The organism is Butyrivibrio sp. M55, from assembly GCF_900116865.1.
Classification (GTDB): Bacteria; Bacillota; Clostridia; order Lachnospirales; family Lachnospiraceae; genus Butyrivibrio.
In genome coordinates this window covers 1-25,816 of sequence record NZ_FPCD01000003.1, presented here as the reverse complement: position 1 = coordinate 25,816, position 25,816 = coordinate 1, and the positions used below count along the sequence as shown (strand labels likewise).

The following is a 25,816-nucleotide window of genomic DNA, read 5'->3' as shown; positions in this document are numbered from 1 at the left end:
GAAAAAAGATGAAACGATTTTACAGTATAAAAGCAAAAATACTATTGGCAATAGCATGCATATTCTTTACAGTGTGTTTTTTAGTGAGTATAGTTGCAAGTTATATTATTGGTGCAAAAACAGATTTTAGTGATGGTGCAACGACATACTCATTTAGAAAAGAAGTTTTTGATGATGCGGGAAAAGCATATGCTGTGCTAGCTCTTTCTAAATATGATTCCGGCTTCAATACCGATCTTTTGAACGGGATGAATTGTTACTATGGAGTTATTGACGGAGATATATCGGTAGATGCAGATTTAAATGATAACAGAATATACCTTTATCGAAATTTTGACGGTGTTTCCGTGCCATCATGGAATAATGAATTATTTATTGAGTCATATACAGTAAATGACAAAACAGCTTTTTATAGCAGTGGACAATTCTTAGAAATGTTCGGGGAGCAGAATTACATACGTACAGATACAAGCAGACGTGAGGAAGTATTTGAAGTTCAAGGTATAGGATACGATACCTTGGGAAGTAAAGCATATGTATATGCCAATGATCGATTTATTGCGCTGGATTCATTTTGGTATGAGACAGTAGGGGATGATTTTTCTTTTGCCAATGCCCAAAATGTGGATAACACCTTTCGCAAACTTTGGTCTATGAATAAACCGGGAGAAGAAGACAGCCCTGAAGAAAATGATAAACTTTATGTTGCAGGAAATGCATATGATCCCATCTCAAAGTCTATCGAAGACTATAAATTGTGTTTGAATCCTGAAAATTCCAATGGCGAAAAAAGCATATTGGATGGGGAGTATGTGGCGGATCTGTCTCCGATTCATGATACTTTAAAAGACATGGACTCTTTTGATGCGGTTGGAACACGTTTTACTTATTTAAATGATCTTCCGAAAATCAGAACAAATGTAGAAGATTCCCAAAATAAGCACTTTACTTTCATTTGTTTTCCAAATGAAGCTAAACTTTCCGCTAAAGGTCATGCAAACGATTATTATGCAAAAGCTAAGAAGATTGTCAGCGTAGCATATACGATTAAGCCTTTTATTCCTATAGTCAGTATTATTTCTTTTGTAATGATATGGGTATGTTTTGGGTTATTTATTAAAGCAGCAGGCCATACAAAACAGAGCAAAAAAATTGTGGCAGGTCCGTTTGATTGGATTCCGGTAGATTTAGCATTTATTGCGACAGTAGCTTTGGAGCTTATATTTTTAACAATAATAGTTGAGCTGAAAAATAGATTGGATTATTGGTCGTATTATAAGGTGCTAATTGGTATAGGGGGAAGCTTTATACTTGGAATGGCAGTAGGGCTTTGCTTCTGTTCATTAGTTGCGGTTAATTTCAAGCTTCATAGATTGCACAAGAACATGTTTATTATAAAGCTAATGATGAAAGTTGGATGGAAGACGCGGATATGGATTGCTTATGTTTTAATACCTCTAATTTTGATAGTGATAAATGTAGCTTTAGAAATGTATGTAGGTGTATGGTTTGATGGTTTGTGTGTTTATTTTATGGATAAGGTTGTACTCGCAGCCTTTATATTCTGGGGAATTCGAAGCTATTCGAAGATAAAAGACTCTGCAGAAAAACTTGCGGCGGGAGATATGACAGCACATGTTGATGTAAGGGGAATGCCGCAGTTTATGGAAGAAACCGGAACAGCCCTCAACGATATTCAGGCGGGAATTGAGATTGCTTTGGCGGAGCGCACAAAGAGTGAGCGAATGAAGACGGAGCTCATTACAAATGTATCTCATGATATTAAGACGCCTATCACATCCATAATAAATTACGTTGATCTTCTTAATAAAGAGAACCTTGAAAACGAGAATGCAAAAGAATATCTTGAAGTTTTGAACAGACAGTCGCTTCGACTTAAAAAACTTGTTGAAGATATTATTGAAGCATCGAAAATCTCCAGCGGAAATATTGAATTGAACATGGAGGAAGTAAATGCGGAGGTTTTGCTTGACCAGTCTATCGGAGAATTCGCGGAACGACTTAAGGAAAAGAAAATAGAAGTCGTTGTTAACAGCTGTGACAGTGAAGTGCGCCTTATGGCAGACAACAGGTATTTGTGGAGAGTGTTCGATAATATTATGAGTAATATTGTCAAATATGCTCAGGCAGATACAAGAGCTTATGTAGACCTTGAAAAGGATGGCGATAAACTTAGATTTACTTTTAGAAATATATCACGTGAACAATTAAACATCTCACCTGAAGAACTGATGGAAAGATTTGTCAGAGGAGATAAATCAAGATATACAGACGGAAACGGACTCGGCCTGTCTATAGCTCACAGTCTCACCGAGGCAATGGGTGGAACTATGAACATCTTCATAGACGGTGATTTCTTTAAGGTAATTCTTGAATTTGATGCGATTATAGAAAATGTTACAGAAAACGAGGATTAATGCTATGCTGGATCAATTATTTTACTTTTGTGTAATTATATGGTTCATAGTGCTATACCACTTCGCTGATAATTAATACTACCGGCCTTAGTATGGCAGATCTTTGATCCTTAAGTAAGAAAGATAATCGGCTATAGGACAGGGATTTTCAGTATTTGAATGTCAACGTATGAAACCACTGAAAATCCCTGCCCTATAGCCTGCCATCCCCTTTATTAAAGGCACAATCCTCCGCCTGCAATACCTCCGGTCACTCCTGCTTGACATTTTTGCAAACAATGAACTAAACTTGAGGAAGTTTTAGGAGAAGCAAGCATGAATTATAATGGCGCAGGTGAGAAACATAATAGTGTGCGCAGAGTGATAGCGGTATTTGTAGCGGTAGCACTCAGCTTTACCATGCTCTTTTCCACAATTTATATAGTTAAGGAACAGCATCATGAGTGCCATGGCGTAGAGTGTCCCGTATGTCACAATATCGCAAGGTGCGAGCAGTTTCTTAATCAGATTTCTACAGGTCTTATACATCTTGCTATAAGTGTAGTTGCAGTAATGATCGTCTCGATTATTTTGCCAAAAGAAAATGAGAACATTTCTCATCCTACACTTGTCAGCTTCAAGGTACGTCTCGATAATTGAAGCAACCTCTTTTGTGTAGCGTTTTGCTGCTACATGATCATATTTTTTATCCAATACAATAATAAAAAATGAATAAGAAAGAGGAATATTATGAAGAAATATATTTCAGTTTTGGTTGCTGCCGTAATGGCAAGCAGCATTATTTGCGCATGCGGAAATGGAAATGCTCAGGATGCATCAGCTGCAGGAACATCAGCAGGAAATGCTTCGGAAGCTGTATCTGAGGTAGCAGGCGACAGTGATATAAGCATTGTGACAACTATTTTCCCTGAATATGACTGGGTTAAGAATATAGCAGGAGAGAACCCTGCAAATGCAGACATCACAATGCTTCTTGATAGCGGTGTAGACCTTCACAGCTATCAGCCCACAGCAGAAGATATTGCTAAGATCTCAAAATGCGACATGTTCATTTATGTTGGCGGAGAGTCGGATGAATGGGTAGATGATGCGCTCAAGGAAGCAACCAATAAAGATATGGTAGTTATCAACCTTCTCGACGTACTTGGCGATGACATCAAGGAAGAAGAGGTTGTTGAAGGAATGGAAGCCGAAGAGGAAGAGGCTGAAGAGGGCGAAGAAGGTGAAGAAGTAGAATACGACGAGCACGTATGGCTCTCACTTAAGAATGCGGCTAAACTTTGCAGTGCCATAAAAGACGGGATGGTTTCTGTTGATGAAGCTAACAAAGACGTTTATGAGAAGAACGCAAACGACTACATTACAAAGCTTGAAGCTCTTGATGCAGAATATGAGAATGTGGTTAAGGCAGGAAGCAAGAAGACAGTTCTTTTCGCAGACCGTTTCCCGTTCCGTTACCTTGTTGATGATTACGGACTTGAATATTATGCAGCATTTGTAGGTTGCTCAGCAGAGACTGAAGCAAGTTTTGAAACAATAACATTCCTTTCAAAGAAAGTAGATGAACTCGGACTTGGTTCCATCCTGACCATTGAAGGAAAGGACAAGAAGATTGCCGATACTGTAAAGCAGAACACAGCAAAGAAGGATCAGAACATCCTTACAATGGATTCTTTGCAGTCAACAACTTCTGATGATGTAGCAAAGGGAGTAACTTATATTTCTGTAATGGAAGGAAATCTTGAAGTACTTAAGGAAGCGCTTAAATAAGGCGGGAGGTGTTATAATGTCGTTCATTTCCGCGCAGAATCTGTCGCTTGGATACGATAGAACTGTGGTTGTAGATAATTTGAATTTCATAGTTGAAAAAGGAAACTATCTTTGTATTGTTGGAGAGAATGGTTCAGGTAAGACAACTCTCATGAAAACAATGCTGGGATTACAGGCATCTATTGGTGGACAGATTCTGTTCGGTGATGGGCTTAAAAAGAATGAGATAGGCTATCTGCCTCAGCAGACGGTTGTTCAAAGAGATTTTCCGGCATCCGTATTTGAGATTGTTCTTTCGGGATGTCAGTCTCATATGGGACTACGACCTTTTTATACGGAAAAAGAAAGGAAGATTGCCCGTGAGAATATGGAGAGGATGGGCATTACCGATCTTAAAAACAGGTGTTACAGAGAGTTATCCGGTGGGCAGCAGCAAAGAGTTCTTTTGGCAAGGGCTCTTTGTGCCACCACAAAAGTTCTTCTTCTGGATGAGCCTGTTTCCGGACTTGATCCCAAAGTTACGTTTGAGATGTACGAACTGATAAAAGAACTAAATGACAGCGGAGTTACGATAATCATGGTATCGCATGATATAGCCGCTGCCGTTAAGTATGCAAGCCACATACTTCATATCGGGAAAACTTTGTTTTTTGGAACCAAGGATGAGTATGTATCGAGTAATGTCGGAAAGTTCTTTATGAATATGGAAGGAGGCGAGCTTGCATGATAGATAAGTTGGTGGAATACTTCCAATATCCGTTTGTTGTCTATGCATTTATAGTAGGAACGCTTATAGCATTGTCGTCGTCGCTTCTTGGAGTGACGCTTGTTCTTAAGAGATATTCGTTTATCGGTGACGGACTTTCGCACGTTGCTTTCGGAGCGATGGCGATTGCAACTGTATTAAAGATTGCAAACCAGACCGCCGTTATTTTGCCGATAACCGTTATCTGCGCTGTTTTCCTCTTAAGGAGCGGAAATAACGCAAAGATAAAGGGCGATGCCGCGATAGCGATGATCTCAGTCGGGGCGCTGGCATTTGGTTATCTTATCGTAAATAAATTTTCAACCTCCGCTAATCTTTCGGGAGATGTGTGCAGTACATTGTTTGGTTCGATGTCGATACTTACACTTACGATGTCGGAAGTTATGGTATGTGTGGTGTTGTCGATCATTGTTGTGGCATTATTTCTTTTTATGTACAACAAGATATTTGCGGTTACTTTTGATGAGGATTTTGCAAAGGCTACCGGGGTAAAAGCAGATGCCTATAACTTTATCATTGCGGTAATGATCGCAGTGATAATAGTGCTTTCCATGAATCTTGTAGGTTCGCTGCTTATATCGGCGCTTGTGATATTCCCCGCGCTCTCTGCCATGAGTATATTAAAGAATTTCAAAAGCGTTACGATTTTTTCGGCAATCTCATCCGTTATATGTGCAATATCAGGAATGCTCATATCGATGCTTGCCGGAACACCTGTCGGATCTACTATTGTAGCGGTTGATGTTTTTGTATTTGCGGTGGCTTATTTTATCGGAAAAGGAACAGGAGGAAAAGCATGATGAAAAAAATGAGATATATAGCAGTGATGACGTTGGTTGTGCTTATTACTTCGGGATGCGCAGATGATTCAAAGGCGGTAAGCTCAAGGCCCGGAAGCGGTGCAAAGACTGTTGATGATGTGATCGCGGAGCAGATGGCGGCAAGTGATATGTCGTCTTTGATTGCAGAGTACGGAGAATATGAAGAGGATGATGATGCTTCTTATGGTGAGACTTCGGGCGCTTCGGACAACTCGGCGGCTGCAACAAGTTTTCATACCGCGGAAGAAATTAAGGTGGACGGAGATTACGTCGATCTGACCAAACAGTCGGCTACAATGATATATACAACAGTCTATAACATGATGTATTATCCTGAAAATTTTGTTGGAAAGACAATTAAGATGACCGGAAATTATACTGAGTATGTTGCCGAGGATACGGGGAAGCGCTACTTTGCCTGCATTATAAAAGATGCCACGGCGTGCTGCTCGCAGGGAGTTGAGTTTGAACTTACAAGTGATTACAAATATCCCGATAATTACCCGAAGGAAGAGGACCCGATAACGGTAGAAGGAGTCTTTGACCTGTATAAAGAGGGTGAGTATGAGTATTGCACACTTAGAAATGCCAAACTATGTGAATCATAGTCTGGCATCTATTCCAAGTTTTTCATGCATGATCTTCTTGTTTTCATACATACGGCGATCGGCCAGCAGGTATACCTCGTGCGAGCCCTTTTCGGGGCATTCGTGCCGGTATGCGTAACCTGCTGCAACGCTTCGTACGTAATCAGGGTAGATTGCATTCATAACATCAAGGGCGCTGTTCATTCGACTTATCAGATCATCGATGTCGAGTGAAACGGCGTCTTTTATTATTACAAGAAATTCGTCTCCGCCTATTCTGGCGCACATTCCATGTTGGGCGAAGGTGCCGGTGAGTATCTTTGAGAAATCCAAAATATATTTATCGCCTTCGGGGTGACCCATTTTGTCATTTACGGGTTTAAGCCCGTTTAAGTCGATACTGATTATGCAGTAGTCACGCTGGGATCTGTCGAGTGCCTTCATTTCTCTGTCGGCACTTGCCCTGTTGGGGAGATCTGTTAGTCCGTCCGCATAAGCAAGGTGGACAAGTGATTCACGCTCTTTTTTCTGGGCAAAAGTCTTGGTGATGTACAGCAGGTAGTATGCAAGCTGTGACATTGCAAAAATAATCGCGCCCAGACCTATCATCGGGAAGGTTGCCGTCTGCGCGGGCAAAACGCGAATGGTTGTCAGTGTATATCCTATAAGGTGTATGAAGCCTGAAGTTGAAAGCGCGAACATGCCTATCATCTGCAGGTTTTCTATAAAGAGAGCTTTCTTTTTTACAATTGTCCTTACAAAGCAATAGACAATCAAAACGTAGATTATAAGCGCATTAATGTCGAACAGTACAAGGGTGCGCTTTAAGTGAATGGAAAACATGAAGTACAAAAACTGCTGAAGAATAGGCACTACTATGCTTGCGATAAACAGGCAGATCATTGTCTTTTTCAGTTTGATCTCATTCATGAAGTACAAGATTATGTAGCATAGCGGAACAAAGAGGAATAGTGTGAAATACTCCAGCTCGGTCTCAATGTCGGTGTTTATAAACAGCGAAAGCATATTTGAATAGCACATGAGATAAAAGCCTATGTTTATGCATAGGAGTGATGCAAATATCTGTATTTTTAATTCCGGCAGGTACGTGACAAACAAAAGGCTCAGGGTCAGCAAAAAGAGACCGAAAGTAAACAGGAACATTCCGATCAGAATGACAAACTGGTTATTGCTGATAATGAATGTCAAAAGGTCGGGATAGTTTCCGAAATATACCGGGTCAAAGAAGGTGAATGCATCTTTTTCACACGCTGTGAGCTTGAAAGTTAAATAGCTTTTTCTATAGTTGCGCGGAATTGTTATGAAGTGATATCTTCTTCCGACAAATTTGTTGTTATCAAATTTATCCATTCCGTACTCGTATATGAGTTTGCCGTCAAGGTAGCACTTAATCGCAGAATAATTGGTTCTAAAAACAATTGCGGGAAGCGGAATATCACCTATAAACGGCATGTTAAGCGACATGATGACTGTGTCACCACGTTTTGGAGGAACGGAGAAAAGAGTATTGATCTCTGTGAGCTTTACATGCGGAAATTCTTCATTGCCTACTCTTACGGTCCAGTTTGAGTTGAACTGAACAGAAGGATAGTCGTGAGTCATATCAAGAAACCAAAAGCATGCAAGGAATATTACGACGACGGTTATGCCGCTGAGCGCAATGATTGAAAGAAGACGTTTACGCATTACTTGTGCTCACCTCCTTTTTGGCCTGGTTTTTCATGAGGTCATTGTATAGTCTGCCGAGTGATTCGTTGTGATGTTTCTTTTTCATGGAATACATTCTCTTATCGGCAAGCAGGTATACAAGCTGAGCAGAAGGGTTATTTAGCGAGGGATCTATACTTTCGGCGTATCCCCAGGAGGCAGAATAATGTATTCTACTGCTTTTGCCATTTCTGTAGCTCATCAGGTCTTCAAGGATTGCCAGATCGGTGTCTCTTCTTGGCGCATCAATATATGGAAGCACGACTATAAATTCGTCGCCGCCCATTCTTCCGACAAGTGAAGCGTCTATGAAACTGCTTTTTAGCATGGTTGCAAAACCGCTAAGCAAGGTATCGCCCGCGGAATGGCCGTAGTTATCATTTGTGTATTTGAGATAATCAAGGTCAACACTTATTATTGTGTAGCGGCCTCTTGTATTGGCAAGGGACAGCTCGCATTTAGCCCTGTTTGACAGTCTTGTCAGGGAATCTGTGTATGCAAGACCTTCAAGCTGGCTCTGTACGGTTGCTTCATTGATATATTCGATACAGTGATAGAAGTAGTTGACCAAAAGGCAGAGCATGAAGAAGAACGAGCCTATTGTCATGAAGTTGATAGTGGCATTTATCTCGCCCATCTTAAAGTATTTAAGGACATTAAATTTGATGATATCTATCATTGCACAGCCGAGCAAAAGGATAAATCCGATAATGAGCAGATTGGTGGAATAGATTCTTGTTTCAAACTCGTTTCTGGCTTTGGCTCTTGATATTACCGTTATTACCACGGAACTTATAATGGTCACGCCTTCAAATATGGCAAGTATATGCAAAAACAGTATGAATTTGCATATGTGAATAATATTTAAAATGTGTAGAGTTGAAGTCACAACAATGAAAATGGTGTCAACTATCAAAAATATTTTGCAAAGCAACATATGCTTGGTCTGTTTGGAGGACATGACAAATCCTGCGATAGAAGCGGGAAGTGTGAAGAGAGAAAAATACTCCAAAAAGTTGGCTATGCTGGCGTGATCTGTGAAAAACCAGAATATATCGTTGTAGCAAAGGACATATATGCCGATCGCAAGCGATATAAGGGCACTGAAGATAATACTGTAATCATGAAAGTCTGAGAAAATAAGGATTGGCGCCAGTATGGCAAGTACAAAGCCAAAAATGCACAGAAAGGCACCTATTATGAGGGACAGCCTGTTTTTCTGAATGAGATATGTTGATATGTCGCCGAATGTTCCGAAGTATATTTCTGAAAACCCTGAAAAGGCTTCATCTTCGCAGGATACCATTACTATCTTTATTTTTCTTCCGGAGTAGTCTTCGGGAAGAGAAATAAAGTTCTGCATTTTTGGGACCATCCTATTATCGTCGGCAAGAAGATGGCCGTAGGTGTAGACAAGGTCGTTGTCGATATATACGTCAACCGTTGCAAGTATTGAACGAAAGTGGATTGATGCCGGATATATGTTTGACTCGGGAAGGGTGTTTTCCAGAGTGACAATTTCTTTGTAATTGACCATGCCGAGATTGGCTTCTTTTAGGGATACGGCCGTAAAAGATTTGTGGCCATGCGAAATAGTCCAACCGGAATCCAGCTGAACCAAGGCTTTTTTGGGCGGAGTATTCAGTTTTGGTGATCCGAGAAATAAGATAGCAGTAGTCATTATGGCAATAGCCAATATACCTAAAATGGCTGCCTGCATCCTTGCACCTGTTTTCAAAAAAAGCCTCCTTTGAACTTATATCTAGTATAGCTCAAAGAAGACTTAATTTACACAAAACAGTTAATAAAGAAATGATAAAAAATAAATATACAGATTATATCAGAAGTGTCCGTGACTTCCTCCGTGAGAATGTCCGGAACTTGATGTGTGGAAGGTGCTGCCGCCTCCGGAGTGGCTTCTGGAGCCGTTGTCTTCGGATCTTCTTACCCTTGATACGCTGCTTGTAATGAAAGTGTCGGTATGAACTTTCATATGAATTCCGTCATGGGTGCGATATTCCGATGCACTGTTGTTGATGTGAACGGTGTTTAGCTTGGAAGCCATAACGCCAATAGGGATGATCGCGGTTGCAAGTCCGATTATAATGCTCAAAAAAATGTGGCTCTTAGGATCGTAGGTGCTTCCGGAATCATACGAAGTTCCCGAGCCCTCTTCGATGTCATACGGAGTTCCTGCGTGAAACAGATCAAGGTAATGATCGGCTTTCTCGATATAGACCTCAAATGCGCCGTAGTAGTCGCCGTCTTTTAGATAGGGCAGCATTTCGTCGGTCATTTCTTCCTGGCCGTAGTCGGTGAAAGCAGAAATTCCGTCACCTGATGTGCTTATAGCCCATTCTCTTGTATCCATGGAAAGAACAAAAAGAACTCCGGCATCGTTGTAATCGGCACCAAATCCGTTGTAATCAAAGTAATCGTCAGCAAAAGCTTCAATGCTTCCCGAGTGGGAAGTTACGGTCAGTATGACTATGTTGCAGCGCTGTTTTTCGCTGAGCTCGTTAAGTTTGCTGAGTATTGTGGCTTTTTCGGATGAACTAAGCAGTTCGGCCTGGTCAAGGAGCCTTTCTTTTTGCCTCGTTGCGGGAATCGAGTAATCGTCCCAAAGAGGCGTCTGGTCGGCATGAACAGGAAGACTTGTGAAAAAGCAGATAAATACTGCAACAAGAAGTCCCAATATATGTATATGTTTGTTTATAAAAATTATTTTTTTCATATTGTTTTACTGTAATAACCTTTTGATATAGCGAAGTTACATGAAAAAGAACATGGCAATATATGCAAGTGCGGTAAATCCGAGTGCAAACGGTATATAGTACTTCAAAGCCTGTGTGAAGCTAAAGGGAAGTTTTCCTACAAATTTACCGGTCTGTCCGTTCATGGCAAAAAGGTAGTTTTGGCCATTCCAGCTCGTGTTAAGTATGTACACGGGGTAGAGTGCATATTTGTGGGAAGAGTTAACCGTACTACATGTAACATTCACGGGAGTAACAGAGTCATATCCTGAAACTGTCTGCTGGAAGTCGATGGTAGTCGTATGTTCCATTCGTGACAGGGCTCTGGATATTGATTCTTCGGAACTTACATTGTATTTGTTTGCAAGGAAACCGGCGAGATAGCCCATGTTAAACGAGAGCATCTTGCTTCTGTCAAACGGTTCAAGGGAATCCATGAGGTCGTCAGGCATTTCCTTTGAAGCATCAACGGGAACCTGTTTGAAACTTTCGGTACCTTCACGAAGCACACTGTAGTACTTGGTCTCCGTGTAATAATATCTTGAATCGGACCATGATCTGTGCTTTGTTGCTTTGTATTCGCCGCTGAAATGTTCGGTAGCATCGTAGAGCCAGAAAGGGACATAGATTCCACGTATCTCATCGATGTGATTTTTCTCCGCAAAAACGGGCGGCACCAGCTTTCTTTCAGCTACATAGCTTTTGTAGGTGCTTACCGCGTCCTCTTTTGTCTTGGCAAAAGGAATTATGTAGTCCGGCTTGAATTCTCCGGTGAATTTCTCTTTTACTACGATGTTATTGCTGCAAAAAGGGCATTTGGTAGAGCCAAGTGATTCTGTAGTGATGATCTCACCGCCGCAGGAACCGCATGAATAGATAAAAAGAGGTTCGCTTTCGCCGGTCTCGGAAGAAGTGCTTTCTGTCGGCGTGCCGGTGCTGCTTGAGTTGTGGTTTGCCACATAGTCTTTTACATCAAATTCAGAATCGCAATATGGACATTTCAGTTTCTGGGTTTTGGGATTAAATTCCATAGCCCCGCCACAGGCGGGGCATTCATATTCTTGTAAAGCCATATTATCCTCAATAAATCAATTTGCTTTGGGTGAACCGCAGCTTGTGCAGAAGTTTCCTTCATTTACAGTTCCGCAAGAGCAGGTCCATGAAGTTGAAGGCTTCTTGGCACCGCAGTTAGAGCAGAAGTTACCTGTATTTACAGAACCGCATGAACATGTCCACGATCCTGCAGGTGTCTGAGCGGGCTGAGCCTGCTGCTGTGCGCCCATTGCAAAGAGCTGGTTTGCGTTCATTCCACCTGCCTGCTGAGCCATGTTCATTCCTGCGAATGCCATCATAGGGCCGGCTGCGGTGTTTTTTGCTGCATCCTGCATAGCCTGTGCCTGTGCACTTGCGATAGTGGCAGCGGCCATGTTGGGATTTCTGAGTGCTCCTGCGCGCTGAAGCTCTTTTATTGTCTTTTCATCTTCTTCGTTTGCGATTACAGAGCTTACGCCAAAGCTTGTAATGGTGATTCCGTAGAATCCTGCCCATTTATCTGAAAGAACTTCGTTGAGAGCGTTTGCGATCTCGGTTGTGTGACCGGGAAGTGCGCTGTATCTTATGCCCATCTCGGAGATCTTTGCAAATGCGGGCTGAAGAGCTGTTAGAAGTTCGCTCTTAAGCTGAGAATCAATTTTTTCCTTGGTGAAAGATCCCTCTACATTTCCGCAGATGTTCTTGTAGAAAAGAACGGGATCAACAACTCTGTAGCTGTATTCGCCGTGACATTTGATGCTTACATCCATATCAAGGCCGATATTTGTGTCAACTACGCGGAATGGAACGGGATTAACCGTGCCGTATTTGTTTCCGAGGATTTCTTTTGTATTTATGAAATATACGCGCTGGTCTTTGGGAGCAACTCCGCCGAATCCGACTCTTTTTCCGAATTCCTTGAAACTGTTTACGATAGATTCGCTTAAGTTTCCGTAAAAGATTGAAGATTCGGTTGAAACGTCGTATACGAATTCGCCTGCCTCGGCGCAGATCTCGGTAATCTGTCCCTGATCAACAAGGATCATGCACTGACCTTCGTTGATAGCGATGATTGATCCGTCTGAGATCACGTTGTCGGATCCTTTTTTATTTGAGCCTCTTCCGGCCTTTTTTTCACCTTTTGTAAGTAATGTGTCGTTTGATAATGAAGGACAGTAAAAATACTCTCTCCACTGATCGGCGAGTACGCTGCCTCCGGCTGCCATTGCTGCTTGAATAAGCCCCATAACTGTCTCCTTTCATAACTAAAATTCAGAGTGTATTGTGGAAAACCTCTGTTCATTTTAGATTTTTTGTGAGTTTACAAGTAATATTTTCGCACATTTAATCCTAAAAAACTATAATATCGGGAAAATAATGGTATGATACTCTAAAGTAGAAAAACAGTTTGCGCGGTGGTAAGAGTGAAGAAAATCAGGGTCAGCATTGAATACAAAAATAATAATGTTACTCTTGAAGCCCTTAAAGGAAAGCAGTTAAAAGGGCTTCTTGCAGATGCGGGGCTTGAGGCATCTTATCCGTGCGGCGGAGTGGGCAGGTGCGGAAAGTGCAAAGTGCGATTCACAGAGGGCGCGCCTTCTCCGAATACACTCGATAAGAGTTTTTTAAGTGAAAAAGAAACTGCGCAGGGCGTAAGACTTTTGTGCAGGTGCAGTCTTGAAACGGATTGCAAGGTGTGCATCGATAGCGCTGGATTTGCCGAAGAGGATATTGTGGCGGAGACGGCAAAGAGTTCTTTTTCCGGAAAAAAATATGATAAGTACGGTATAGCTGTCGACATCGGTACAACGACGATTGCGGCGGCACTGGTTGGAATCTGTGGCGATGGTGAAAAAGAAATCATAGATACCGCAAGTTGCGTGAATCACCAAAGGCGCGTCGGAGCGGATGTGATATCAAGGATCGCGTATGCTTCGGGAGCGGACAGAGATTTAAACAGAGCAAAGCTTGAAGAGCTAAGAGAGCTTGTGATAAATGATGTTTCGGCACTTGTTGAGGAACTTGAGATGAGCATTGACGGAGATGTGGATATGATAGTGGTTACGGGAAATACCACTATGCTTCATATATTCAGAGGTCTTGATGTTGAGAGCCTCGGGAAATATCCGTACACTCCGGTGGATATTGATATATATGAAACTGAGATGTTCGGCACACAGCTTGTGATGATGCCGGGGATATCCGCATTTGTCGGAGCGGACATTGTTTCGGGAATTTACTATTCAGATATTATAAATAAAGAGAACAGGAAAGAACTTCTGTTAGATCTTGGAACCAACGGAGAGATGGCCTTTTTTGACGGGAAAAATCTTAAGGTGACTTCGACTGCAGCAGGGCCTGTATTCGAGGGTGGTACCATATCGTGCGGAGTGGCATCCGTTCCGGGAGCTGTATGCCACGTTGACGTGACAGGGAATTTTGAAAACGGCTTTTTTACAAAGGTTAAGACGATAGGAGACAAGGCGCCGATAGGTCTTTGCGGAACAGGAGTCATGGAGGCGGTCTCAGAACTTGTGCGAAACGGGATTACCGATAAGAGCGGGCTTCTTGCAGATGAGTTTTTTGACGAGGACTTTGCCCTTACGGATGACGGGAAAGTCAGCGTTTCACAGCAGGACATAAGAAATATCCAGCTCGCCAAGGGCGCAGTGAACACGGGACTTAGAGAACTTGTCGGGGATGATGAGCCCGATAAAGTGTACGTGGCAGGCGGTTTTGGAACAAATCTTGATTATGATAGGATAAGGTATATCAGGCTTTTTCCTGAGGGCTTTGAGGACAAGGTTGAAAGTATTGGTAACAGTGCATTAAAGGGCGCGATAAAACTGCTTGATGAGATTCTATTAGAAAAAAAAGATGAGGCGTTATTCGAGTTAAATACGATAAGAGAACGCGCAACAGAACTTGTTCTTGCGAATAAAGAAGACTTTGATGATTCTTTTGTAGAGGCTATGAATTTTTAATATCATAGCGTAAACAAAGATATGTAGCTGTATAATCCGTAAGTGTTTTGCTATTTAAAGAAAGGTGAAGCGTACTTGATATATGTTGATTGACATCATACAAAGAATCATGAGAAAACAAGCATTGATAGTTGGATGTATGAGTTTGTTATTTTTGGCAGGATGTTCAGAAAGAATGAGCATTTATACTGCTCAACATGATAAAGAAACGGAATTGTCAAAGAATACTGAAATATATGATGTATATGCTATGTATGAGGGGCTTTGGAGTACAGAAGGAAAGTCTTATGAAGAAATTATTGATAATGGTGGAATGATATTCACGATTGATATGAGCAGAGATGAAGGATTTGATGGGGACATTTTTTATCAACAAGCAGAGAGCAAGCGAGTGGCTACTATAGAAAATATAATCGGGGATATAGAGAATGGAAAAGTTCTGTTTGATTATACAGATGATGGATGGGGGAATAATGGATCAATAGAAGTGCTTCTTTCACAAGAAGAAGTAATTGTGAAAATTGATAGAGATTATGAAGTTAATAGTGAATATGCGTTAGATGGTACTTTTTCGTTAAAAAGAATGAACACAGCTAATTTGAATGCTGGCAAACAGCATGAGATTGAAGAGGCGGAAAAATATCAATCTTATTGGTCTGCTGAGCAGATTATGGAGGAAAAGAGCAAGCGAGAGAGTATAGTTGATGATAAGGAATATTATGAATTTGTAAATGATTATAAAGAAAGTCAGCAGGTTACGGATGGTTCGTGGATTCTTGAACCATTACTTTCTACAGACAGTATCGTATATTCAAAGGAACAATTTGAAGAAATGCCTAAATTGATGATACATATTGTCAAAAATGAAATATATGCCAGACATGGATATGTTTTTAAAGATGATAAGTTGCAGGATTATTTTGAAATGCAATTATGGTATGTTCCTAATAGAGAAAAAGCATTTGATTTAAATGCTTTAAATTCATATGAGAAAGCTAATTTAGAAATCTTGGCAGAACTAGATAGATAGTAGTTTACAAATTTATAAATTTTATTATCTTAGAATATAGGTCTGTTACGAAAAAATATCTTGGAGGTATATTCATGTTAGACGATAGATGGGTTTTTTATGATGACGTTAAGCCTGAGGATCAGGGGAACGGCGTAGTGAGAAGGGTGCTTGCGTACAGTAAGGATCTTATGTGTGTCGAGAATACGTTTGAAAAGGGCGCAGTGGGCGCACTTCATCATCATCCGCACACTCAGATAACTTATGTTGTGAGCGGTAAATTTGAATTTGAGATCGAGGGTGTAAAAAAAGTGGTTAAAGCAGGAGATTCCATGCTTAAGACAGACAGCGTCGAGCACGGATGCGTGTGTCTTGAGAAGGGTGTTCTTCTTGATATCTTTAATCCAATGAGAGAGGATTTTGTATGATCTGTGATACTTGTGCAAATTATGTCTATGACGAAGACTGGGAATGTTATACGTGCATGGTAAATATGGACGAAGATGATTACTATAGGCTTATGTCCGGCAATAACAAGGACTGTCCGTATTATCAGGACAATGATGAATATAAAGTCGTAAGACATCAGATGTGAGGAGAGTTATGGAAGGACCAAAGATTACAAAAGAAAAAGTTAAGCCCGTATTCGATGAAAAGTTTATCAGGGTTTTTGATCTTCAGTACGATGAAGGAAGACATTATTTTAATGCGACAAGAAGGCCACTTGATGAGCTTGCTTCTATTAAGAGTGATGAAGAGTTTAAGAAAATGGTTCCCGATGCCGTCAGCTGCGTAGTGGTTATTGAAGACGGCGATGAGCCAAAGCTCCTTCTTTCATATGAGTACAGATATCCTGTCGGAAGATTTTTGCTCGGAGTTCCTGCGGGACTTGTAGATCCCGAAGATAAGGACGGCGGTTCTCCGGTTATCACTACCGCGATTAGGGAAATCCACGAGGAGACGGGAATTGTTGTCGATGAATCAAGGGATGAAGTATTCGTTATCAATCCGCTTTTGTTCAGCACTCCCGGAATGACGGATGAGAGCAATGCTCTTGTCGGAGTCGTTTTGAAGGGACACGATCTGTCTGATCTTACGCAGTCGGGAGCTGAAGGACAGGAGTGTTTTGACGGATTTGTTTTTGTTGATAAAGCTAAGGCAAAAGATCTTTTGAAAAAAGGAATGGATGACAGAGGACACTTCTATTCAGTATATACGTGGTCGGCGCTGATGTATTTTATAAGCGACATGTGGAAGAAACATAGATAACACTTTTTTAACAGAATAAAATTTTATTAAAATACCGATTATAAGCGAATTTACTTGTGATCGGTATTATTTTTCGTAGATTATTACAAATACATATTGACGTAATGGTAACAAGAATGGTAACATAAGTATACTTGGAATGTTAATTTGCAAGTAAAGTATAATTATCAATTTAGAAACAGGCTATCAGACACTTTATTCAAGGCATGCGATAGAGGGGGATGGATAGCAGGAGGTAATACAGATGGGTGTATGCGAATACTGTGGAAAAGAACTTGCGGACGGAGAACTTTGTACATGTGCGCAAGCGCAGAATAAACGTGAAGCCAATGACGAGATTAGAAAAGTTTTCGATATGATGGATAAAAGAGAATTCGGAGAGGAAGAGCGTAAGGCTAAGCCTAAGAGAAAATCCACACGTGCTAAGAAGAGCGAAACATTTGCCGAAGAGATGAAGACATTTGACGAATCATCAGAGGAAAAACTTGAAGAGAAGGCTGTAAAAAAGACAAGAGCAAGGGCTAAAGCAGAGCCGAAGGCTGAGATGAAAGCTGAAACAACAGAAGAAACTTCTGAAGTAAAAGAAGAGACTGCCGAAGCAAAAGCTGAAGAGGCAATAGAAACAAAGGCTGAAGGATTAGTTAATACCAAGCCGATATTCAGCGTTGTTCCGGATGCGGAAGTTAAGGAAGAACCTGCAAAGAAGGAAGTAAAGAGTAAAAAGGAGCGTTCTGCAAAGAAGCCTGAGGTTGATTTTGTTGCGATCAAAGAGGACGCATCTGAAGCATTTGCAAGATTTGTTGACTTGTTCAGCAAGCCCGTTACCAACGGTGCAACTTTTGCCGCAGGAAAGAATTTTACTTCCGCACTTATATTTATGGTTGCTCAGATTATATTCTCATCAATTTTTGTGGCTGTAGTTATTTGTAAGATAAACAATGAGATGCAGGAACAGGTTTTTCCGTTCATGGATCTGTCGGGATATACATTTTCGGCAGGAGGATCTTTTATCCTTGCCATGTTGTTCTCTGCTTTGCTTGCGGTAGTATTTGCACTTCTTATGTTTGCCGCAGGAAGAGCAATGAATATTGATATCGAATTTAAGGAAGCTGTTGCGATTGCGGGTATCAAGTCAGCATTTATGATTCCCTGCATAATACTTGCGATATTCTTTACAATGATAAAAGCAATGCTTGGAATCGGCATCTACTTAATCTTTGGAATAGTAGTGCTCTGCATGGTATTTGGTATCGTATTTGAGAAATATAAGAGAAACAAGAACGCTATGCTGTATCTTTACTCAGCAGTAATCTTGATGTTCCTTATCATTTTATTTGTTATTTATTCTAATTCAGTTAAATTGTACATTCCCGATGCATTCCTTAAGTAGTCCGCATGAATGCGAAGGGACGTGTGCTTTTGCCATTATAAAAATGAGAGGTCTTGCAGATTTTGCAAGGCCTCTCATTTTGCATAAATAAATATTTAGCGGAGTCGGAGGGATTCGAACCCTCGTGCCCAAAAAGGACAAACGCATTTCGAGTGCGCCTCATTACGACCACTTTGATACGACTCCAGAACGTTTTACATTATACTTATTATACAGGCCTTCGTCAATCGGTATTAACTTGGCATTGGGAATATTATTTTGTATAATTAACGGTAGTATGCGATAAAAAATAGGAGGAGGCCTATTCATTATGATTAGAATCGGGATGTTGACCAGCGGCGGTGACTGTCAGGCTTTGAATGCTGCTATGAGGGGCGTTGTTAAATGCATCGCCAACAGTGGTGAAGAAGTTGAGTTCTACGGTTTTTTGAATGGCTACAAAGGGCTTATATACGGCGATTTTCGTATGCTTACTTCCAGGGATTTTTCGGGCATACTTACAAAAGGTGGCACAATACTCGGAAGTTCGAGAACACCTTTTAAGACGATCAAGGATCCGGATGAGAACGGACTTGATAAAGTTGAGGCAATGAAGCAGAACTATTATAAGTTAAAGCTGGATTGTCTCGTGATACTCGGAGGAAACGGTTCACAGAAGACTGCGAATCTTTTGAGCGAAGAAGGACTTAATATTGTTTCTCTTCCTAAGACTATCGACAACGATCTGTGGGGAACGGATATGACATTCGGATTCCAGAGTGCGGTTGATATTGCGACGGGCGTAATTGATAACATCCATACTACGGCCGATTCGCACGGACGAGTATTTATCATTGAAGTAATGGGACATAAGGTAGGCTGGCTTACTCTTAACGCAGGAATTGCGGGCGGAGCGGATGTAGTCCTTATACCTGAGATTCCTTATGATATAGACAAGGTGTGCAATGCGATAAGAGCTCGTGATGAGCACGGTAGCAGATTTACCATTATCGCTGTTGCAGAGGGCGCGATTTCCAAGAAGGACGCCAAACTTTCCAAGAAAGAATATAAAGAGAAGGTAGCAAACCGCAAATATCCTTCTGTTTCATATGAGATTGCCGATGCAATCCAGAAAAAGACCGGACATGAAGTAAGAGTTACCGTTCCCGGCCACATGCAAAGAGGTGGAGCGCCTGATCCTTATGACAGAGTTTTTGCATCGAGACTCGGTGCGGAAGCTGGCTGGCTTGTGCTTAAGAAGCAGTACGGATATATGGTGGCTTACAAGAACAGAGAGATAGTTAAGGTTCCGCTTAAGGAAATTGCGGGCAAGCTTAAATCTGTGGCACCTGATGCCGGAATAATCAAAGAGGCCAAGGCTTTGGGAGTTTGCTTCGGAGATTAAGGAATAAAAAGTTTTGTTTGGAGCAATTATTTTAGATGAGTTATGTTGCATTATACAGAAAATTCAGACCACCTGTTTTTGAAGATGTAAAAGGACAGGATCATATAGTAACCACGCTGAAAAATCAGATCAGATCTGACAGAGTCGGACACGCTTACCTGTTTTGCGGAACACGCGGAACAGGTAAGACTTCTGTTGCCAAGATTCTGGCAAAAGCCGTAAATTGTGAACATCCGATAGACGGAAGCCCTTGCGGTGAATGTGAGATGTGCAGGGAAATTGCCGCCGGAAACAGCATGAATGTGATAGAAATCGATGCTGCGTCGAATAACGGTGTTGATAACGTAAGAGAGATCATAGACGAGGTTTCTTATTCGCCCACAAAGGGAAAGCGCAAAGTGTACATCATAGACGAGGTTCACATGTTGTCTACGGGTGCTTTTAACGCGCTTTTGAAAACTCTGGAGGAACCTCCGTCATATGTAATGTTTATTCTGGCAACAACGGAAGTTCATAAGATTCCTATCACAATTCTTTCAAGATGTCAGAGATATGACTTCCATAGGATTACAGTGGACAGTATTGAGCAGCGTCTCAGAGAAGTTGTTGATTCGGAAGGAATCACGGTTGAGGAGAGGGCACTCAGATATATTGCAAAGACTGCAGACGGATCGATGAGAGATTCTTTGAGTCTACTTGATCAGTGCGTTGCGTTTAATTATGGTGAGGAGCTTACCTACGATAAGGTGCTGAATGTGCTCGGAGCCGTTGACACTGAGGTGTTTAGCAAGCTCTTTTCCGCAATATATAGTCAGAACGCGGATGAAGCACTCAAGATATTGGCAGATGTAGTCGTTCAGGGACGAGAGCTTTCGCAGTTTGTAAATGATTTTGTCTGGTATCTGCGAAATCTCATGCTTATTCAGGCTTCGGATCAGATGGAGGATGTTGTTGATATTTCCACCGATAACCTGAAAGTGCTGAAGGAACAGGCAGAAGGCGTTGATGTGGACGTTCTTCTTAGATATATCAGAATTTTTTCCGAACTTTCTTCTCAGCTGCGCTTTGCTACGCAGAAGAGGGTACTTATAGAAATAACTCTTATCAAGATGTGTAAGCCGCAGATGGAGCCGGGCGAAGATTCGCTCGAGGACAGGCTTAGGATCCTGGAGAAGAATGCCGAAGAGAATTCGAAGCTGTTAAAGGGAATTCAGGGCGGACAGATCGCTGTTACAACGAGTGCTGCGGCCGGTTCCGGGAGTCCTGATATTGTAAGGGAAAAGAAGGTGCTGGACAGGGCGGTTCCCGATGATATAAAGCGAATTGTTTCGAATTGGCCGAGAGTTATCGCGGGAATGGAAAATCCCATGAAGACCTACCTGCAGAGAGCGAAGTTGAGCCTTGGAAACAACGATGCACTGCAGATTGTATTTGATAACAAGCAACTTGCCGATAAGTATTCTTCGGGACAATCGGCTGAGGATCTTCAAAATGTTCTGGACAATTCAATCGGTAAACATGTGACATTTGAGACACGTTACGTGGAACCTCAGCAGACTTTTGAAGAAAACTTCGTAAATTTGCAAGCTATAAATTTTGATATAGTTACAGAAGATGATGAAAAGGAGAACTAGAAATGGCTAAAAGAGGCGGTTTCCCCGGAGGCGGAATGCCCGGAAACATGAACAATCTTATGAAACAGGCGCAGAGAATGCAGCGTCAGATGGAGGAGAGTCAGAAAGAACTTGAGACCAAAGAGTTCACTGCCAAATCCGGCGGCGGTGCTGTAGAGGCGACTGTATACGGAAATAAGACTTTAAAGAGCGTTGTTATATCACCTGATGCGGTTGATCCCGATGATGTTGAGATGCTTCAGGATATGATAGTTGCCGCAGTTAACGAGGCTATGAAGCAGGCTGACGAAGCAAGCGGAGCCATGATTGGCAAGATGACAGGCGGATTAGGCGGAGGATTTCCTTTCTGATGGATCTTTACAGCGGACATATTAATCGGCTGATAGATGAACTTGCTTCCCTGCCGGGAATAGGTGGCAAATCGGCGCAGAGGCTTGCTTTTTATATAATCAATCTCCCTAAGGACAGGGTAAAAAAGCTTGCCGATTCAATAACAAGTGCGAGAGAAAATGTGCATTACTGCAAGGTGTGCTGTACTCTTACCGATGAAGACATCTGCCCTATATGCGGTAATCAGAACAGAAATCACAAGATTATTATGGTTGTGGAAAATGCCAGAGATCTGGCGGCATATGAGAAAACCGGGAAGTACGAAGGGGTGTATCATGTACTGCATGGTGCGATTTCCCCGATGTTGGGAATTGGTCCGGGGGATATAAGACTGGCTGAGCTTATGCAGAGGCTTCAGACAGAAGATGTTGAGGAAGTTATTGTAGCGACCAATTCAAGTCTTGAAGGTGAAACAACAGCAATGTATATAAGTAAGCTGATCAAACCCACAGGCATTAAAGTTACGAGAATAGCCAGTGGTGTTCCTGTAGGCGGAGACTTGGAATATATTGATGAAGTTACTTTGCTCAGGGCTTTGGAAGGTAGAACAGAACTGTAATGTTCACGAATTATGGAGGTAATGTAAAAAATGGCAGTAAAAAAAGTGTTATTTGGAGAGACACCAAATAAGGAGCAGGTGTTTGAGTATCATATCTCAAACAAGAACAATGTTGAGGTTGTTGTTATCAACTTCGGAGTTACTATCAAGAATATTTTTGTACCTGATAAGGATGGAAAGGTTGTTGACGTTGTTCTTGGATATGACGATCTTGCCGGATATCTTGAGAACTCATGCTTCCTTGGATCGACTGTAGGACCTACAGCTAACAGAATCTGCGAAGCTAAGTATAAGATTGACGGAAAAGAATTCTCTCTTCCTGTTAATGACGGACCCAATAACCTTCACACAGATATGAATAACGGATTCCATAAGAGAGTATGGGATGCCGTAGAAGGCGATGACAGCGTTAAATTTACTCTTAAATCAGAGGATGGCGACCTTGGATTTGCCGGAAACAGAGTATTTGAAGTTACATATTCTCTTTCAGACGACAATTCATTGTCTATCCATTACAATGCAACAAGTGATGCAAATACACTTATCAACATGACAAATCATGCATACTTTAACTTGAACGGTCAGGGATCGATCCTTGATCATACACTTAAGCTCAATGCGTCACACTATACACCTGTAATCGATTCTGCAGCTATTCCTACAGGCGAGATTGCAAGTGTTGTCGGAACACCTTTTGATTTCCTTGTAGAGAAGACTATCGGAAAAGATATCAATGCAGATAACGAGCAGCTTAAGGCTGTTGGCGGATACGATCACAACTACGTTGTTGATAATGCTGACGGTTCTATCAATGAGATTGCTGTTCTTTCATCAGCTCAGACTGGTATCACAATGAAGTGCTTCACCGATCTTCCGGGTGTTCAGCTCTATGCAGGAAACTTCCTTAGCGGAGAAAATTGCAAGGGTGGAGTAAGCTATAAGAGCAGAGAAGGAGTGTGTCTTGAGACACAGTTCTATCCCAACTCTATCAATCAGGAAGGCTTCCCTAAGCCTGTTTTTGGCCCTGATAAGGTTTATGATACAACAACAATCTATCAGTTCGTATAATTCTGATAATTAGAAAAAAGCTTTTTTGCGAAGCTGATATTATGGAGGTTTGTCTTGGCAGAAGTACGTGACTTTAGTACATATGCTGGTAAATTGAATAGCAGGAAAAAGAGCGGTGCATCTGACAGGCAGACCTCTTACAAAGAAAAAATCAGGAGCCACAAGCTTAAAGTTTTTATAAGAGCGGTGGTTCTTATCGTATTTTGCACGGTTATGATCTCGGTCATATACATAAGCTGGCGTGACAAGGTGTATTCTGAAGCGATTACGGTAAAAGGCGTGCCTATATCTATTGAAGATGATACTAAGATAGTTAGTCTCGGCGGACACATGGTACGGTGCAGTAAGGATGGTGTGAGTTGCTATGATTCATCCGGAAAGGCGCTTTGGACTCAGCCGTATCAGATGCAGAATCCAAAAGCCAGAACATGCGCTAATACCATAGCTATCGGAGATGATAACGGCCACGAGATCTATGTGGGCGATATCAACGGTCTGTTGGGAAAAGTGGATATAAACATGCCTATGAGAGATTTTTGCGTGTCATCGCAGGGTGTGGTTGCTGCGGTTCTTGACGGCGAAGATGTTGCCTGGATATATCTTTACAGCGCGCAAGGTGAAGAACTTGCCAGATTCAGAACAACAATGAAAGATTATGGATATCCGCAGAAGATCAGTATTTCTCCGAACGGTCAGCTTGTGTGCGTATCGTACCTCGGACCTGAAGATGGAAATATAATATCGAAAGTCGCTTTTTATAATTTTGGCGATGTTGGAAAAAATGTAGATGAGCATCTGGTCAGCTCGTACAATTATAGTAATTCCGTTGCTCCTTTTGTTCAGTTTTTTGACTCTGATAAGTCATTTTCGGTTTCCAATGACAGGATCATGTTCTATTCGGGCTCGCAGAAACCTGAGAAGCAGGCGGAGGAAGCAATAGAGAACGATGAAATAAGATCTGTGCGCTACAGTGATTCTTATGTCGGACTTGTGTTTGCCGAAGGTTCCGATAAGGGAGCATACAGGCTTCAGGTATATAATACGGCGGGAAATCACGTGCTGACCACATATTATGATATCGACGGTGCGGATATTATTTTTAGTAATAAGCAGATTGTTATCTATAATCAAAATGATTATCTGATAAAAGATATGAACGGAAGAGTCAAGTATCAGGGAACATTTGAAGAACCGGTAAGGACAATGATACCTACAGGTTCAAAGAGCAATTTCATTTTGGCAACAAGAGAAAGCATTGATACATTGGTACTTAAGTGAGTTTATATTGTTGTGCTTTTATAAGAAGCACGGACAGAGGATTATTATGAGCATAGACATTTCACAGATCGTAATTACAGTTGCGGTAGTCTGTATTATTTTATGGAGAATATCATACGGATCAAATGTTGGCCTGGTTGCGGAAGCGGCAGGCTTAATTGCTGTCTTGGCGACATTTGCATCTGTGTATTTTATTATGGGCATAACGGAAAATGTCCTGGATAAGAGCTTTGGAGGCATAATTCCAAAGATTGGATATCTGATTGTGGCGTTCGTTGTTTACAGAGTAATGACCGCGATCGGTGAAAACCTTCGGAAAATGAAGGAAATACCTGTGCTGGGAAGCTTTGACAGGATTCTTGGAGCGGTGCTTGGATTGATTGAAGCAATTGCGATTTTATACCTGATAGAATACATTACTGATATAAAACTCTTGACAACCCTCCAAGCCGCATGGGGAGAGGTTTTTGGAAGTTTTAAAGACCAATTTTTAAAAAGTTTTATAAAATAATCAAAAATTTTTAAAAAAGGTGTTGACACGGCCTATACCCTGTGATATTCTAAGTAAGCTGTCGCTGAGGACAGCGCAAACAAAGCACTTTGACAAATAAACAGTAATGCAACCCTGAAAGATTCCAAGAGAATAATTCAGAAAAATGTAAATTAACGGACAGAACGAAAAGCCAAGCTTAAGTTCTAAGCCGGATTAAACTTTTAAACGTGAGAGTTCGATCCTGGCTCAGGATGAACGCTGGCGGCGTGCCTAACACATGCAAGTCGAACGGAGATTTAACGCTGATGAGGCTTCGGCGGATTCTTGTTAAATCTTAGTGGCGGACGGGTGAGTAACGCGTGGGCAACCTGCCTCATACTGGGGGATAACAGCTGGAAACGACTGTTAATACCGCATAAGCGCACGGTATCGCATGATACAGTGTGAAAAACTCCGGTGGTAT

The 25,816-nt window shown here is 41.5% G+C and carries 24 protein-coding genes, 1 tRNA gene and 1 rRNA gene; 20 read left to right on the top strand and 6 right to left on the bottom strand.

What is annotated here, in order from left to right:
* Positions 1-8: 8 nt before the first annotated feature.
* The 6 genes from BM398_RS04375 (at position 9) to BM398_RS04350 (ending at position 6,403) form a co-directional block, all read left to right on the top strand.
* Positions 9-2,438, top strand: coding sequence for a sensor histidine kinase (locus tag BM398_RS04375; protein WP_092336594.1), 2,430 nt, complete (start codon positions 9-11; stop codon positions 2,436-2,438).
* 315 nt (positions 2,439-2,753) lie between these two features.
* The gene (locus BM398_RS04370) at positions 2,754-3,077 is read left to right on the top strand and encodes a hypothetical protein (RefSeq protein ID WP_092336593.1); all 324 of its coding nucleotides are present in this window, start codon (positions 2,754-2,756) and stop codon (positions 3,075-3,077) included.
* A gap of 90 nt (positions 3,078-3,167) precedes the next feature.
* Positions 3,168-4,208, top strand: coding sequence for a metal ABC transporter substrate-binding protein (locus BM398_RS04365; protein ID WP_092336592.1), 1,041 nt, complete (start codon positions 3,168-3,170; stop codon positions 4,206-4,208).
* Positions 4,209-4,224: 16 nt separating this feature from the next.
* The gene (locus tag BM398_RS04360) at positions 4,225-4,935 is read left to right on the top strand and encodes a metal ABC transporter ATP-binding protein (RefSeq protein ID WP_092336591.1); all 711 of its coding nucleotides are present in this window, start codon (positions 4,225-4,227) and stop codon (positions 4,933-4,935) included.
* Positions 4,932-5,774 (top strand): metal ABC transporter permease, encoded by an 843-nt coding sequence (locus BM398_RS04355; protein WP_092336590.1) that lies wholly within the window; start codon positions 4,932-4,934, stop codon positions 5,772-5,774. The genes BM398_RS04360 and BM398_RS04355 overlap by 4 nt, the downstream gene beginning before the upstream one ends.
* The gene (locus tag BM398_RS04350) at positions 5,771-6,403 is read left to right on the top strand and encodes a hypothetical protein (protein WP_092336589.1); all 633 of its coding nucleotides are present in this window, start codon (positions 5,771-5,773) and stop codon (positions 6,401-6,403) included. The genes BM398_RS04355 and BM398_RS04350 overlap by 4 nt, the downstream gene beginning before the upstream one ends.
* Here BM398_RS04350 and BM398_RS04345 read toward each other — a convergent pair.
* The 5 genes from BM398_RS04345 to BM398_RS04325 all read right to left on the bottom strand — a co-directional run bounded on the left by BM398_RS04345 (position 6,398) and on the right by BM398_RS04325 (position 13,142).
* Positions 6,398-8,089: a GGDEF domain-containing protein gene (locus tag BM398_RS04345; RefSeq protein WP_092336588.1), complete on the bottom strand. Its 1,692-nt coding sequence runs from the start codon at positions 8,087-8,089 to the stop codon at positions 6,398-6,400. The two genes, BM398_RS04350 and BM398_RS04345, sit on opposite strands and share 6 nt — an antisense overlap.
* Positions 8,082-9,848, bottom strand: a complete 1,767-nt coding sequence (locus tag BM398_RS04340) for a GGDEF domain-containing protein (protein WP_092336587.1) — start codon at positions 9,846-9,848, stop codon at positions 8,082-8,084. The genes BM398_RS04345 and BM398_RS04340 overlap by 8 nt, the downstream gene beginning before the upstream one ends.
* A gap of 102 nt (positions 9,849-9,950) precedes the next feature.
* Positions 9,951-10,844: a TPM domain-containing protein gene (locus BM398_RS04335; protein ID WP_092336586.1), complete on the bottom strand. Its 894-nt coding sequence runs from the start codon at positions 10,842-10,844 to the stop codon at positions 9,951-9,953.
* Between the two features lie 36 nt (positions 10,845-10,880).
* Positions 10,881-11,936: a TFIIB-type zinc ribbon-containing protein gene (locus BM398_RS04330; RefSeq protein WP_092336585.1), complete on the bottom strand. Its 1,056-nt coding sequence runs from the start codon at positions 11,934-11,936 to the stop codon at positions 10,881-10,883.
* A gap of 15 nt (positions 11,937-11,951) precedes the next feature.
* The gene (locus BM398_RS04325) at positions 11,952-13,142 is read right to left on the bottom strand and encodes an SPFH domain-containing protein (RefSeq protein WP_092336584.1); all 1,191 of its coding nucleotides are present in this window, start codon (positions 13,140-13,142) and stop codon (positions 11,952-11,954) included.
* A 177-nt stretch (positions 13,143-13,319) separates the two neighbouring features.
* Here BM398_RS04325 and BM398_RS04320 point away from each other — a divergent pair, with 177 nt between their 5' ends.
* From BM398_RS04320 to BM398_RS04300, 6 genes are all read left to right on the top strand, one after another.
* On the top strand, positions 13,320-14,879 hold the full coding sequence (locus BM398_RS04320; protein ID WP_175531842.1) for an ASKHA domain-containing protein: 1,560 nt from the start codon (positions 13,320-13,322) through the stop codon (positions 14,877-14,879).
* 82 nt (positions 14,880-14,961) lie between these two features.
* Positions 14,962-15,909 (top strand): YARHG domain-containing protein, encoded by a 948-nt coding sequence (locus BM398_RS04315; protein ID WP_092336582.1) that lies wholly within the window; start codon positions 14,962-14,964, stop codon positions 15,907-15,909.
* Between the two features lie 74 nt (positions 15,910-15,983).
* Positions 15,984-16,316, top strand: coding sequence for a cupin domain-containing protein (locus BM398_RS04310; RefSeq protein ID WP_092336581.1), 333 nt, complete (start codon positions 15,984-15,986; stop codon positions 16,314-16,316).
* Entirely contained in the window at positions 16,313-16,483 is a 171-nt protein-coding gene (locus BM398_RS17095) for a DUF6472 family protein (RefSeq protein WP_175531841.1), read from the top strand. Before BM398_RS04310 ends, BM398_RS17095 begins: the two co-directional genes overlap by 4 nt.
* 8 nt (positions 16,484-16,491) lie before the next feature.
* Positions 16,492-17,157, top strand: coding sequence for an NUDIX hydrolase (locus BM398_RS04305; RefSeq protein ID WP_092336580.1), 666 nt, complete (start codon positions 16,492-16,494; stop codon positions 17,155-17,157).
* 244 nt (positions 17,158-17,401) lie between these two features.
* Entirely contained in the window at positions 17,402-18,547 is a 1,146-nt protein-coding gene (locus BM398_RS04300; RefSeq protein WP_092336579.1) for a Yip1 family protein, read from the top strand.
* Positions 18,548-18,646: 99 nt separating this feature from the next.
* Here BM398_RS04300 and BM398_RS04295 read toward each other — a convergent pair.
* Positions 18,647-18,733: transfer RNA gene (locus BM398_RS04295), tRNA-Ser, on the bottom strand.
* Between the two features lie 124 nt (positions 18,734-18,857).
* On the opposite strand from BM398_RS04295, the gene BM398_RS04290 reads away from it, so the two are divergent.
* The 8 genes from BM398_RS04290 to BM398_RS04255 form a co-directional block, all read left to right on the top strand.
* Positions 18,858-19,931: a 6-phosphofructokinase gene (locus BM398_RS04290; RefSeq protein WP_026656488.1), complete on the top strand. Its 1,074-nt coding sequence runs from the start codon at positions 18,858-18,860 to the stop codon at positions 19,929-19,931.
* Positions 19,932-19,966: 35 nt separating this feature from the next.
* A complete protein-coding gene (dnaX, locus tag BM398_RS04285; protein WP_092336578.1) occupies positions 19,967-21,565 on the top strand; it encodes a DNA polymerase III subunit gamma/tau in 1,599 nt (532 codons plus the stop codon).
* A 2-nt stretch (positions 21,566-21,567) separates the two neighbouring features.
* A complete protein-coding gene (locus BM398_RS04280; protein WP_026656491.1) occupies positions 21,568-21,915 on the top strand; it encodes a YbaB/EbfC family nucleoid-associated protein in 348 nt (115 codons plus the stop codon).
* Complete coding sequence (recR, locus tag BM398_RS04275) at positions 21,915-22,514, top strand: recombination mediator RecR (RefSeq protein WP_026656492.1); 600 nt, start codon at positions 21,915-21,917, stop codon at positions 22,512-22,514. The genes BM398_RS04280 and recR overlap by 1 nt, the downstream gene beginning before the upstream one ends.
* A 30-nt stretch (positions 22,515-22,544) precedes the next feature.
* Positions 22,545-23,582: an aldose epimerase family protein gene (locus BM398_RS04270; protein WP_092336577.1), complete on the top strand. Its 1,038-nt coding sequence runs from the start codon at positions 22,545-22,547 to the stop codon at positions 23,580-23,582.
* A 54-nt stretch (positions 23,583-23,636) separates the two neighbouring features.
* On the top strand, positions 23,637-24,860 hold the full coding sequence (locus tag BM398_RS04265; protein WP_092336576.1) for a DUF5711 family protein: 1,224 nt from the start codon (positions 23,637-23,639) through the stop codon (positions 24,858-24,860).
* A gap of 46 nt (positions 24,861-24,906) precedes the next feature.
* Positions 24,907-25,371 carry a CvpA family protein gene (locus BM398_RS04260; protein ID WP_092336575.1) on the top strand — a complete coding sequence of 155 codons (465 nt, stop codon included), beginning with the start codon at positions 24,907-24,909 and terminating at the stop codon, positions 25,369-25,371.
* Between the two features lie 205 nt (positions 25,372-25,576).
* A 16S ribosomal RNA gene (locus tag BM398_RS04255) occupies positions 25,577-25,816 on the top strand; the annotation flags it as partial.

What these genes read in the sequence shown, in the direction of transcription:
- BM398_RS04375 (WP_092336594.1), top strand. Translation starts at nt 9, where the DNA reads ATGAAACGATTTTACAGTATAAAAGCAAAAATACTATTGGCAATAGCA.
- BM398_RS04370 (WP_092336593.1), top strand. Translation starts at nt 2,754, where the DNA reads ATGAATTATAATGGCGCAGGTGAGAAACATAATAGTGTGCGCAGAGTG.
- BM398_RS04365 (WP_092336592.1), top strand. Translation starts at nt 3,168, where the DNA reads ATGAAGAAATATATTTCAGTTTTGGTTGCTGCCGTAATGGCAAGCAGC.
- BM398_RS04360 (WP_092336591.1), top strand. Translation starts at nt 4,225, where the DNA reads ATGTCGTTCATTTCCGCGCAGAATCTGTCGCTTGGATACGATAGAACT.
- BM398_RS04355 (WP_092336590.1), top strand. Translation starts at nt 4,932, where the DNA reads ATGATAGATAAGTTGGTGGAATACTTCCAATATCCGTTTGTTGTCTAT.
- BM398_RS04350 (WP_092336589.1), top strand. Translation starts at nt 5,771, where the DNA reads ATGATGAAAAAAATGAGATATATAGCAGTGATGACGTTGGTTGTGCTT.
- BM398_RS04345 (WP_092336588.1), bottom strand. Translation starts at nt 8,089, where the DNA reads ATGCGTAAACGTCTTCTTTCAATCATTGCGCTCAGCGGCATAACCGTC.
- BM398_RS04335 (WP_092336586.1), bottom strand. Translation starts at nt 10,844, where the DNA reads ATGAAAAAAATAATTTTTATAAACAAACATATACATATATTGGGACTT.
- BM398_RS04330 (WP_092336585.1), bottom strand. Translation starts at nt 11,936, where the DNA reads ATGGCTTTACAAGAATATGAATGCCCCGCCTGTGGCGGGGCTATGGAA.
- BM398_RS04325 (WP_092336584.1), bottom strand. Translation starts at nt 13,142, where the DNA reads ATGGGGCTTATTCAAGCAGCAATGGCAGCCGGAGGCAGCGTACTCGCC.
- BM398_RS04315 (WP_092336582.1), top strand. Translation starts at nt 14,962, where the DNA reads ATGTTGATTGACATCATACAAAGAATCATGAGAAAACAAGCATTGATA.
- BM398_RS04310 (WP_092336581.1), top strand. Translation starts at nt 15,984, where the DNA reads ATGTTAGACGATAGATGGGTTTTTTATGATGACGTTAAGCCTGAGGAT.
- BM398_RS17095 (WP_175531841.1), top strand. Translation starts at nt 16,313, where the DNA reads ATGATCTGTGATACTTGTGCAAATTATGTCTATGACGAAGACTGGGAA.
- BM398_RS04305 (WP_092336580.1), top strand. Translation starts at nt 16,492, where the DNA reads ATGGAAGGACCAAAGATTACAAAAGAAAAAGTTAAGCCCGTATTCGAT.
- BM398_RS04300 (WP_092336579.1), top strand. Translation starts at nt 17,402, where the DNA reads ATGGGTGTATGCGAATACTGTGGAAAAGAACTTGCGGACGGAGAACTT.
- BM398_RS04290 (WP_026656488.1), top strand. Translation starts at nt 18,858, where the DNA reads ATGATTAGAATCGGGATGTTGACCAGCGGCGGTGACTGTCAGGCTTTG.
- dnaX (WP_092336578.1), top strand. Translation starts at nt 19,967, where the DNA reads ATGAGTTATGTTGCATTATACAGAAAATTCAGACCACCTGTTTTTGAA.
- BM398_RS04280 (WP_026656491.1), top strand. Translation starts at nt 21,568, where the DNA reads ATGGCTAAAAGAGGCGGTTTCCCCGGAGGCGGAATGCCCGGAAACATG.
- recR (WP_026656492.1), top strand. Translation starts at nt 21,915, where the DNA reads ATGGATCTTTACAGCGGACATATTAATCGGCTGATAGATGAACTTGCT.
- BM398_RS04270 (WP_092336577.1), top strand. Translation starts at nt 22,545, where the DNA reads ATGGCAGTAAAAAAAGTGTTATTTGGAGAGACACCAAATAAGGAGCAG.
- BM398_RS04260 (WP_092336575.1), top strand. Translation starts at nt 24,907, where the DNA reads ATGAGCATAGACATTTCACAGATCGTAATTACAGTTGCGGTAGTCTGT.